Raw genomic sequence first — 9652 nt, 5'->3', positions numbered from 1 at the left:
AAAAAGCACCAAAGAAAAGTGTAGTTTTCTTAACCTGTATTTCCTTTAAATATTTATGCCAAATCCCTAGTGCCTGTCGTCTTTAGACGACGATCTGAGTGCTTCATACAGCAATAGCTCAAATCAACCCTGCACGCTATTTGATATGCGCCCAGCAACAAGGCGTGTGATGCCCCAAAATCGTTGCGTGTAGAGCTTTTTTGAGGGGTTTTTATTGTTTTATGTTCAAGTCCACGTTCGTGGCAACAAATACAGGCTTGTTGGCGCCCATGGCTTTACAGTGATGTGCTTTTAAGTCCCACTCATCATTTGTTCCATTTAGAACATCATCAATTTCAATATGCACTTCACCCGTAGTTTGTAGGTAAATGCAATAGCCATCGACCAGCTCTTTAGATTTAGTTAGGGGTTCGTAATGCACAATCCATGACATCACAAGATCGGGCGTATTCGCTACCCCGCAGGCTTCAAACTTTTTGAGAGTAGCGATTTGTTGATCTGTCTTGGCGGTATGTTGGAATTGTTCATATTCATAAAAATCTACTAGATACTTTTGGTTTGGATTATGAAGCTCCACCGATCCGTTATAGATGGCTCGTCTAAATAATCCCTTGCCAAATAGGGTGTTGTACTTCTCGTTGATAAAGCCTCTGATTGCGATTTCTCTCATTTATTTTCTCCTTGTGTTCTTAATTGAGTTCTTGTTGCTAGTTCCTTGGTTGGTTACAAGAGAGATCAGAAGAGATCAGTTGCAGTAAAAGTCGCAGATCTCAAAAGAGGAGTTACGAAGTTGTGTTACTTGGTCACAGTTACTCATTTGCCACTACGAGTAACTTACTAGCAACTACTCAAACTCAACTATGCAACTTCTTTTTCTTCTTGCGACATCTACTGTGTAACCAAGCAACTCGCAAAAATATTTATGACAGCTCAATAAAACCCGCATTTTTTCTATCCAAAATGAGTCGAAATAGAAGAATTGCCAAAAAGAGGTCGACCTATCTGGATGATTGAAAACAAACTGCTTGTGCCCATTAACCAAAAGGAGAAAACAATGAGCGCATTAAGTAACTTAAAACTAGTAGCAGTTAAAAAACCAACCCATATGCCTGCCGTCGTGATTCGCAGAAACAAACTTGGATCAAAACTTTGGGAGCAGATTCAGTTGGCCAAAAGTCAAATGGATGGCACGCCGTTTGTAGTGATGAAATACCGCTCAATTAAAGACCCTCAAACTGGATTGCGTAAGCAAGTGGAGGTTCCAAAAAGAATTAAGCCCTGGTGGTTCCAATCAGAACAAGGCAAGGTTTGCGTCTCTGTGAAGTATGGAAGCTGGACCATAGAATTGGCAAAGGGCAAGCCCAGTGTTGAGGTGGCTAGTGGCCTTGAGCTAGTAAAGGCATTGGAGTCGATTAAGTCGGCAGTAGAGGCGGGAGAATTAGATGCTCAGATAGAAACTGCAAGCGCCAGCTTGAGGAGTGGGTTTAAGCGATAGTGATGTTGTTAATGGCCACGATATCGTTCGTGGCCATCCAGGGATCTAGGAAATATTTAAACACTTAACAGCGTGCCTAAATATCTCTATGAAAACATATCTAGTAATCCTAAAAATCGGCGGCATAGAAGTAACAACAACAATTCAAGCGTTAAATGAGCAGCAAGTAAAAGCTTTAGCTCGCAGTTGGGGAGCACGCATATATTGGGTATGAAAGAGCTTTAAGGCAGCGCCATCTTCGCAAACTTGCGGGGTGGCCCGATCATGGTTCGACTAAATATCTATATGAAAAGATACAAGGCAACTGTTAATGCCGCTGGAATGTGGGTGGAAACTATTCTCTATGCCCAAAATCAAGCTCAAGCATATAAATTATTCCAGGCTATATTCGGGAGCAGTAATGTTCCACATCAACCATTGCAGATTGGTTAGCTATGCGATTCAATGAAATAGCCCCTCAAAAGCCATTAAGCCCAGAGCAAGCCAGACTTAAATCAATGAAAGATCGAGTGAAGCAAGATCAGCAAGCTGTTAAAGCCGAGCGAGCCAGGCAGAAGATTAAGTCTGGCCAAGTTGAGCTTGGGAAGGCTGCTCATTTAAATTAGCCAGATAAAGGTTCGTTGTTTTTATAATACAAAATATTGATAAGGCGGCAACAGTGCTTATTGCTAAAGAGTAAAATCGACCTACTATGTTTAATGAGCGCAAAGTGGCCCAAATGGCTACTTTCTTTTTGAGAAAAGAAAGTAATGCCCGCATGTCACATCTTAAATTGATGAAATTACTCTATCTTTCAGATAGAGAGGCCATCAAATCTTTTGGAATGCCAATTTCCGGAGATCTTTATGTATCAATGCCTCATGGTCCCGTGCTTTCAAAAACCCTAAATCTGATGGACGGCGACATTGAATCTCAGGATGGTGGTTGGGAGTCTTGGATTTCTGACAAAGAAAATCATGAAGTAGCTGTTCGTTCTTCAGTGGCGCACCGAGAACTTGATGAATTAAGTAGGGCTGAGCTCGAGGTTTTGGAGATTGTGTGGGGTAATTTTGGTGGGATGGATAAGTGGACAATTCGGGATTGGACCCATATTAATTGTCCGGAGTGGCACGACCCAAATGGGTCTTCTTATTCTCTGGAGTTTGATGACATTGTCAAGGCACTAGAGAAAAGCAAAAAATTTGATAAAGAGACGGCAGCTCAAATCATCGTCTCACATAAGTCAGCTCAGGATATAGATAATTTATTTGCTTCAATATGAAGCTTTTTCTCCCTTACAAAAGGGCGGCGCTCCTGATACCTTCAGGGCCAGATGATGATCCAGATCGGAAACATTTGTTTATTCTGCTTAGCGATCCATTAAACATCGAATCTCTGCAATGCAATTTACTTGTACCAATTAGCACTCGAGATCACTTAAGAATGCAAGATTTAACTTGTGAGCTTTCAAAAGGGGATCATGATTTTATTAGGCACGATAGTTTTGTATTCTATGCAAAGATGAGGCATGAGGAGACAAGTAAATTGCTTAAGGCCGTAGCGCAGGGAACGTTCATATCACATGAATCCTTACGAGAGGATATATTTGCTCGAATTGTTACTGGCGCCATAACTTCTAAATTTACGCCGTTAAAGTATGTGCATCTCCTTGCGCCTAAGTCATAGGCGGTCTAAAGGCAATCCTCCGCCACATCAGCTAAGTCGCACACCGTTAAGAAGGGTCTGCCATCCCCACTCCGACAGGATTTCCCTATAAATCAATAGAGTTGGCTACAGTAAGCCCATTTTGTGTAGCTTAAAAACAGTTCCGCTATAATCTTAGCTCTTGGCCTGGTAGCTCAGTCGGTAGAGCAGAGGATTGAAAATCCTTGTGTCGGTGGTTCGATTCCGCCCCGGGCCACCAAGAAATACCAAAACCACCTTCGGGTGGTTTTTTCATCTGTATTGGCGGCTGGCATTGCTTTCCTTGAGATGATCTAATCATGAAGTCTTGTTTTAAATGACAATACAGATTCATAATAAAAACAGGGAGACGGTATGTATAAGCTCGTAGCCTTTGATGCCTATGGAACTTTATTTGATGTCTATTCCATGAGGCAGTTGGCAGAAGAATTATTTCCGGGTCATGGGCAGGATTTTGCTTTGATGTGGCGTGAGCGCCAAATCGAATACACCCGCTTGGTAACTATGAGTGACCCCAGTCCTGATGGCAGCAAACACTATCTTCCATTTTGGGAGCTAACGATTCGCTCATTGAGGTATGTCTGTAAGCGGATGGAATTAAACCTCACTCCCGAAAATGAGAGACGACTGATGGATCAGTATGCCAAGCTCACTGGGTTTGGCGATAGTTTGAGTGTGCTCAAGGCAATTAAAGAGAGGGGTATTGCAACTGCTATTTTGTCTAACGGCAGTAGAGAGATGTTGGCTGCGGTGGTGGAGAGTAATGGTTTAAATTCTCATCTCGATAAAGTAGTAACTATTGAAGATATTCACCTATTTAAAACCGCCCCACAAGCCTACGAACTTTTGCTTAAAGCTTTTCCAGTCAAGAAAGAGGAGATACTATTCGTATCGAGTAATGCTTGGGATGCTCTAGCGGCCAAGTGGTTCGGCTTCGACGTGTTTTGGGTTAATCGCTTAAACCATCCCTTTGAAGAGATTGGTGAAATACCAAACTATGAAGGCGACTCTCTAAGCAAGGTTTTGAAAGTTATATAAGATGAAATTCTCCGATTCGGTTACCTTACAGGGCGAGCATGCCTCATTAGTGCCACTAACTGTGGAGCATCATGATGGTTTATGTGAGGCCGTTAGGGATGGTGAGCTTTGGAGGCTTTGGTACACAAGCGTTCCTTCGCCTGAGTCAATGTCAAAAGAAATTGAAAGGCGTTTGAGCTTACAGCAGTTGGGATCAATGAATCCGTTTTGTATTTTGGATGCCAGTGGCAATCCCGTTGGAATGACTGCTTATATGAATATTGAGCCAGAAAATCGTAGGCTGGAGATAGGATCTACTTGGTACCGTCAGTCGGTTCAGCGCACGGCCATCAATACTGAATGTAAATTGATGCTATTGCGATATGCATTCAGGAACTTAGCTTGTGTTGCCGTGGAATTTCGTACGCATTTTTTCAATCATCAAAGTCGAAAAGGGATTGAGAGATTGGGGGCGAAACTAGACGGTATATTGCGAAGTCACCAGATTAATCGTCATCTAGATGCCAAAGATAGTCTTCGAGATACCTGTGTATATAGCATTCTGGCAGGTGAATTTCCTGCTGTAGATGCTCATTTGAGCTTTCGATTGCAATCACCTAAGTCATAAACTGGCGATTCATCTTAGGCTAGCTTCTCAAAAGAGGCCTTATGTCTGTTGTTCGAAATATCCGAATGCTTACGCGCTACAACAAGTGGGCAAATAACTTGCTCTTAGCTGCTATTTCTAACCTGCCGCATGAGGAGTTCAGCAAAAATCGTGCCGCGGCATTTGGTGGAATGGCATTCACTTTGGCCCATATAGTGATTGTTGATCAAATATGGAGGGCTCATTTGCTTGGTAATGACCACGTTTTACATCTCGCACTACCGAATCACCAGATTCTTTAAAGCTACTTTCGGAAACGTTAAATGAAATGGGCGACTGGTATGTTCAATATGCCGATTCAATGAGCGAGTCCTGGCTGAATGAAAAAGTGCGCTTTTCCTTTGTTGATGGCAGCGCCGGAGAAATGACTAGGGGTGACATTTTGATTCATATCTGTAATCACAAAGCGTTTCATCGAGGCCATATTGGGGACATGTTTTATCAATCTGGTTTTAGACCGCCATCAATAGATTTACCCGTATGTATGCGCGATGCTTTTAATGAGGCAGAACTAGGATAGGGTCTCGAGTCTGCAGCTTATGTGTTTTTACTCACATTGAGGCGTCAAGACCATCTTCAGGGCGTAATATAGATGCATGCTCTATGTCATTAAAACCCTCATTGCTGCCATTGTGATTGTTGCGGTAGGTGAACTCAGCAAGCGGAGCTCTGCTCTAGCTGCGTTTCTGTTGGCCTTACCCATTGTTTCAATTACCGCCTTTATCTGGATCTATGTCGAATCAAGGGACAAGCTCCGGGTTGCTGATATCAGCCAAGAGACATTTTGGTATGTTATTCCAACATTGCCCATGTTCCTCTTGCTAAGTTGGATGCTTAAAAATGAATACAACTTCTATTTGTCTTTGCTCATTTGTTGTGGCTTAACGGTAGGCCTCTTTTCGATTACCCAGTATTTGCTATCCAGGTAGGCTTTATCCGTGCCCCGATTTAGCTACTTGCGTAGACTTTGCTTCGGACGCCCAATTTTATTCTTGAAAAAGTCTGAGTCGTAGAATAGAGCTTCAATGCCAATTAAGTTCATCCAGCTTTTAACTAGCGCCGAGCGCTCCCACAGGACTAATGTTCAGTTGGGCGCCTATATGGCATTTGTTGCGGGCGCGGTTAATGCGGGTGGATTCTTGGCGATTGCCCGCTACACCTCGCATATGAGTGGCATCATTTCTGCGATTGGGGATGATCTGGCTCTTAATGATTTGATTTCAGTGCTAGGCGGTATCTCGCTCTTGTTGTCTTTTCTATTCGGTGCCGCCACTACTGCCATCATTGTTAATTGGGGCCATAGAAGAAGAATTCATAGTGAGTTTGCGTTGCCGTTATTGCTCGAAGCAGTGTTGCTTTTAGTTTTTGGATTGGTCGGGGCTAACTTAAATTTATATTTGCCCCTAACGGTGCCGGCGATTGCATTGCTCCTCTGCTTTGTTATGGGCTTGCAAAATGCGATTGTTACTAAGGCATCAAAGGCAGAAATTAGAACGACCCATATGACCGGGGTGATTACGGACATAGGTATCGAGTTGGGAAAGTTAATTTACTGGAACAAATCAAGCGAAGCGAATCAAAATAATTATGTCAAAGCCAATAGAGAAAAGTTAAAAACCCATTTATTCATTTTTTCAGTATTTTTAGTTGGAGGGATTATTGGGGCAATCAGCTTTAAAAAAGTTGGCTATATTTCGGTGGTGCCGCTTTCCCTATCCCTCATCTTTATCGCTGGCTTGCAGATCTATCAGGACATTAGGGCAATCATGCGCGATCGACTATCCTAGTCTTTCGCTGATTCTGCTGCGGGTCACTAAGGCATATCAAAATTTATTGAGAATAGATGTGAACGAAAACCAACATTTTGGCCAAATATTAGAGGTGTTTCGAAGTGAAGCCCTGAAAATATAGGAGAAAATTCAAGGAGATCCGCGACATCAACAGGTGCGCCTCTTGAAGATGGAGGATATTGCAGAAAGAAGCTTTCCCACTTGGTCAATGCGCTTTTTCTTAGCAAAAGAAATTCTTACAAAGATGCCAAATCTCACTGGAGTATTGGATGGCTTGCCGGAGCATGATGTTGAGCTCCTTAGGTTAATGCGTACAGCAGCAGAATAATTGCTGTGAGCACTCTCTCGCTATAGGCCTTAAGCGAGCAACTTGCGGAATGCGAAGGTAGTCTACCTAATGGCATCTATCTACACTATTGGCATGAAGCGGCTAATCTACTTTCTTCTTATTGCATCATTTGGTATTGCCCTTGCGCAAGAGTCATCTAATCCCTATGACTTAAAGGTCGGGGTCACTAGATCGGGCGATCGCTTTCAGGTGATCGCAAGCTATGAGGTGCCCATTACTGTATGCGAAGCCTTTTCATTTATTACTGACTATGAAGGCATCAAAAATTTACCTGGAATAGTTGATTCAAAAGTACTCTCCAGATCGGGCAATAAAGTAAGAGTGGCCCGCTTACTCGAAGAAAGGATTTTATTTATCCCATTTGAGATGCGATCCGAGCTTGAGTACGTTGAGGTCCCTAATAGGACCTTGCTCTTTGAGCAGCTCAGTGGAGATACAAAATATTACAAGGGAAGTTGGCGGCTATTGTCTGAGAAGGATTCCACTATCTTTAAATATGATGCACAGGTTGAGCCAAGCTCTTTGGTGCCATCAGTGGTGATTGAGTTCTTCATTAAAAATATTGTGCGTCGACAGTTTGAGTCCATGGCTGAGATGGCATCACTCAAGAAGTCGGTCGTGGCAAAGACGTGCAGGTAGGCCAGCTTTTAGGCTAAGATTAACTCTATGACAAATCTCAATCAATTGCCTAGCGATCTACCTATTCCTCAGGATGATGGGGCAGCCAAGCACCTGGTGGGCATGTGTTTACCCACCATTTCTTTAAACACAACTACCGGTAAGCGATTTAATCTCGGTGAGCTTAAGGGCCGCTTAGTGATTTACTGCTACCCAATGACGGGGCAGCCGAATGTAGCTTTGCCTGATGGGTGGGATCAGATGCCGGGAGCAAGGGGATGTACACCACAAAGCTGCTCGTTCAGAGATCACTATCAGGAGCTTCGCTCTTTAGGTGCAGACGTTGTGGGATTGAGTGTGCAACATACCGAATACCAGCAAGAGATGGCTGATCGCCTCCATTTACCATTTGCTGTGCTCAGTGATGTGGACTATCAATTTCAGCAAGCTCTGCAGTTGCCGACTTTTGTTGCGGCCGGAATGACTCTGTTAAAGCGTATTACCTTGGTGGCGAATGATGGTGTGATTGAGGCTGTGCACTACCCAATTTTTCCAAGCGACAGTGATCCGGCTTGGGTCATCGATTATTTGAAAAATAATCCCGTCTGATTTTAATTAAGGCAAATTGTATTTGGCCCAGGTGAACAGTACGTTCCCAGCGTTTTGTCCGCCAGGCACGTAGGCAGTTTGAATGCTGAGATCTTTATAGCTGATTGAAGCAATCGGGAGCACCCCAGGGAAGGGGATGTAGTTCATGATGTCTTGTCGTGACATGATGAAAGCAGTTGCTCCAACGCCATACTTCCAGTCAGGACTATTGCCAATGTTCCATATTGGTATCCATCCATAGCCCACCATGTACTGGTAAATGCCATGAGAGTCCTTGAAGGTCATTCCATAAATACCTTCCCAATTGCCACTCTCATTTATTAAGCCTCTTCCAAACCCAATTCCCATGGGATATTCGGTGTACTCATTAATCTTGTCCTGAGAGTACGCATAGGGCATGTGATAGGTGTAGAGGGGGATATAAAGTTCATTTCCACCTTTATCCCAAATAGACTCAAGGTGGCCCGTTGCGGTTTGGAACCAGTTTGAGACGCTTTCAGCATGGAGTGCCGCCAACGGCATGCAGAGAAGCAAAATGACAATAAATCTACGGCACATAACGAATATTTGTAAACCTGGTAAAGAAAAGTGCCGCCTAATTGAGGATTGATGCTGTTTTTTTATAAGAGACTACTTCAGCTGACGAGATTATATGTTGCTTTGCAGCAATATTTCCTTGCTAAGCCTCAAATAAGTGATTAATATGGTGCAGTGCAACAAATAACCCTTTAAAGGAAATGCCATGTTCAATAATCAATTCGCAGGAAATCAAGCTAAATCTGTAGAAAGCGCTCGCGCTCTAGGTCAAACCGCCCTTGAGAATGCTCAAGAGCTAGCAGAAATCAATTACCAAGCAGCACAACAAGCTGTAGCAAATGCGCAAGCAAAAGCTGCTGAGTTATTAAAAGGTAAAGATGCCAAAGCCGCATTAGATCTTTTGCAAAGCCCAGAAGTTCAAGAGGCTGTTGCAGAAGTTGCCGCTTATCAGAAAAAAGTTGCTGCAGTGCTGCGTCGTGGCAACCAAGAGTTAGTGGAAGCAGTAGAGGCGGCTATTGACCAATCACAAGATGATTTGAAGAGCTTTGTAGCAGCAGCGACTTCAAAAGCGCCTGCTGGCTCTGAGGCTTATGTAAGCGCCTTTACATCTGCATTCAACACAGCAATGCAAAACTTTGATCAAGTGCGCTCTACCACTCAAGACGCTTTTGCAAATTTTGAGAAAAGTGTTGAAACAGCAATGAAGACGGCACAAGGTCAGTTTGGTCAGACTCCAAAGGCAACAAAAAGCCGCGCTAAGTAAATAGTAGTTACGAGTTGTAAATGAGAAGCCACCTACTGAACTGACCCCCAAAAGTTGGACAGTTTAATTAGGTTAGCACGAGGGATTGAGTTCGGTAATTTACCGGGCTCAATCCCTTTAGTTT

General features: G+C 43.3%; 14 protein-coding genes, 1 tRNA gene and 1 pseudogene. 14 read left to right on the top strand and 2 right to left on the bottom strand.

All coding sequences use genetic code 11. The features are described 5' to 3' along the window. Positions 1-211: 211 nt before the first annotated feature. Positions 212-670 (bottom strand): hypothetical protein, encoded by a 459-nt coding sequence (locus B7X71_RS08555; protein WP_015422232.1) that lies wholly within the window; start codon positions 668-670, stop codon positions 212-214. A 336-nt stretch (positions 671-1006) separates the two neighbouring features. Here B7X71_RS08555 and B7X71_RS08550 point away from each other — a divergent pair, with 336 nt between their 5' ends. The 13 genes and pseudogenes from B7X71_RS08550 to B7X71_RS08490 all read left to right on the top strand — a co-directional run bounded on the left by B7X71_RS08550 (position 1007) and on the right by B7X71_RS08490 (position 8228). Then, positions 1007-1495 (top strand): DUF6641 family protein, encoded by a 489-nt coding sequence (locus tag B7X71_RS08550; protein ID WP_342394109.1) that lies wholly within the window; start codon positions 1007-1009, stop codon positions 1493-1495. Positions 1496-1780: 285 nt separating this feature from the next. Then, entirely contained in the window at positions 1781-1927 is a 147-nt protein-coding gene (locus B7X71_RS08545; protein ID WP_215302268.1) for a hypothetical protein, read from the top strand. A 259-nt stretch (positions 1928-2186) separates the two neighbouring features. After that, on the top strand, positions 2187-2756 hold the full coding sequence (locus tag B7X71_RS08540) for a Panacea domain-containing protein (RefSeq protein WP_215302266.1): 570 nt from the start codon (positions 2187-2189) through the stop codon (positions 2754-2756). A 566-nt stretch (positions 2757-3322) separates the two neighbouring features. Continuing rightward, a tRNA-Phe gene (locus B7X71_RS08535) sits at positions 3323-3398 on the top strand. A 134-nt stretch (positions 3399-3532) separates the two neighbouring features. Then, positions 3533-4216 carry a haloacid dehalogenase type II gene (locus B7X71_RS08530; protein WP_293598036.1) on the top strand — a complete coding sequence of 228 codons (684 nt, stop codon included), beginning with the start codon at positions 3533-3535 and terminating at the stop codon, positions 4214-4216. 1 nt (position 4217) lies between these two features. Next, the gene (locus B7X71_RS08525; RefSeq protein WP_293598035.1) at positions 4218-4823 is read left to right on the top strand and encodes a GNAT family N-acetyltransferase; all 606 of its coding nucleotides are present in this window, start codon (positions 4218-4220) and stop codon (positions 4821-4823) included. A gap of 41 nt (positions 4824-4864) precedes the next feature. After that, positions 4865-5104 (top strand): DinB family protein, encoded by a 240-nt coding sequence (locus B7X71_RS08520; protein ID WP_293598034.1) that lies wholly within the window; start codon positions 4865-4867, stop codon positions 5102-5104. Positions 5105-5127: 23 nt separating this feature from the next. Further along, positions 5128-5382 (top strand): annotated as a pseudogene (locus B7X71_RS08515) (DinB family protein); the annotation flags it as partial. A gap of 76 nt (positions 5383-5458) precedes the next feature. Beyond that, positions 5459-5791, top strand: a complete 333-nt coding sequence (locus tag B7X71_RS08510) for a DUF3147 family protein (RefSeq protein ID WP_293598033.1) — start codon at positions 5459-5461, stop codon at positions 5789-5791. Positions 5792-5887: 96 nt separating this feature from the next. After that, positions 5888-6649, top strand: a complete 762-nt coding sequence (locus tag B7X71_RS08505) for a YoaK family protein (protein WP_293600516.1) — start codon at positions 5888-5890, stop codon at positions 6647-6649. A 130-nt stretch (positions 6650-6779) separates the two neighbouring features. Further along, positions 6780-6980 (top strand): BLUF domain-containing protein, encoded by a 201-nt coding sequence (locus B7X71_RS08500; RefSeq protein ID WP_293600517.1) that lies wholly within the window; start codon positions 6780-6782, stop codon positions 6978-6980. 69 nt (positions 6981-7049) lie between these two features. Next, on the top strand, positions 7050-7640 hold the full coding sequence (locus B7X71_RS08495) for an SRPBCC family protein (RefSeq protein ID WP_293599144.1): 591 nt from the start codon (positions 7050-7052) through the stop codon (positions 7638-7640). A 27-nt stretch (positions 7641-7667) separates the two neighbouring features. After that, positions 7668-8228 carry a peroxiredoxin gene (locus B7X71_RS08490; protein ID WP_293599143.1) on the top strand — a complete coding sequence of 187 codons (561 nt, stop codon included), beginning with the start codon at positions 7668-7670 and terminating at the stop codon, positions 8226-8228. 6 nt (positions 8229-8234) lie between these two features. Here the strand turns inward: B7X71_RS08490 and pagP are convergent, their stop codons facing one another. After that, entirely contained in the window at positions 8235-8786 is a 552-nt protein-coding gene (gene pagP, locus B7X71_RS08485; protein ID WP_293599142.1) for a lipid IV(A) palmitoyltransferase PagP, read from the bottom strand. 184 nt (positions 8787-8970) lie between these two features. Here pagP and B7X71_RS08480 point away from each other — a divergent pair, with 184 nt between their 5' ends. Next, positions 8971-9528: a phasin family protein gene (locus B7X71_RS08480; RefSeq protein WP_293599141.1), complete on the top strand. Its 558-nt coding sequence runs from the start codon at positions 8971-8973 to the stop codon at positions 9526-9528. The last annotated feature ends 124 nt before the right edge of the window (positions 9529-9652 follow it).

Source organism: Polynucleobacter sp. 39-46-10 (assembly GCF_002282275.1).
The sequence above is the reverse complement of the archived record's forward strand: the minus strand, read 5'-3'. Positions and strand labels throughout refer to the sequence as shown.

What these genes read in the sequence shown, in the direction of transcription:
- B7X71_RS08555 (WP_015422232.1), bottom strand. Translation starts at nt 670, where the DNA reads ATGAGAGAAATCGCAATCAGAGGCTTTATCAACGAGAAGTACAACACC.
- B7X71_RS08550 (WP_342394109.1), top strand. Translation starts at nt 1,007, where the DNA reads ATGATTGAAAACAAACTGCTTGTGCCCATTAACCAAAAGGAGAAAACA.
- B7X71_RS08545 (WP_215302268.1), top strand. Translation starts at nt 1,781, where the DNA reads ATGAAAAGATACAAGGCAACTGTTAATGCCGCTGGAATGTGGGTGGAA.
- B7X71_RS08540 (WP_215302266.1), top strand. Translation starts at nt 2,187, where the DNA reads ATGTTTAATGAGCGCAAAGTGGCCCAAATGGCTACTTTCTTTTTGAGA.
- B7X71_RS08530 (WP_293598036.1), top strand. Translation starts at nt 3,533, where the DNA reads ATGTATAAGCTCGTAGCCTTTGATGCCTATGGAACTTTATTTGATGTC.
- B7X71_RS08525 (WP_293598035.1), top strand. Translation starts at nt 4,218, where the DNA reads ATGAAATTCTCCGATTCGGTTACCTTACAGGGCGAGCATGCCTCATTA.
- B7X71_RS08520 (WP_293598034.1), top strand. Translation starts at nt 4,865, where the DNA reads ATGTCTGTTGTTCGAAATATCCGAATGCTTACGCGCTACAACAAGTGG.
- B7X71_RS08510 (WP_293598033.1), top strand. Translation starts at nt 5,459, where the DNA reads ATGCTCTATGTCATTAAAACCCTCATTGCTGCCATTGTGATTGTTGCG.
- B7X71_RS08505 (WP_293600516.1), top strand. Translation starts at nt 5,888, where the DNA reads ATGCCAATTAAGTTCATCCAGCTTTTAACTAGCGCCGAGCGCTCCCAC.
- B7X71_RS08495 (WP_293599144.1), top strand. Translation starts at nt 7,050, where the DNA reads ATGGCATCTATCTACACTATTGGCATGAAGCGGCTAATCTACTTTCTT.
- B7X71_RS08490 (WP_293599143.1), top strand. Translation starts at nt 7,668, where the DNA reads ATGACAAATCTCAATCAATTGCCTAGCGATCTACCTATTCCTCAGGAT.
- pagP (WP_293599142.1), bottom strand. Translation starts at nt 8,786, where the DNA reads ATGTGCCGTAGATTTATTGTCATTTTGCTTCTCTGCATGCCGTTGGCG.
- B7X71_RS08480 (WP_293599141.1), top strand. Translation starts at nt 8,971, where the DNA reads ATGTTCAATAATCAATTCGCAGGAAATCAAGCTAAATCTGTAGAAAGC.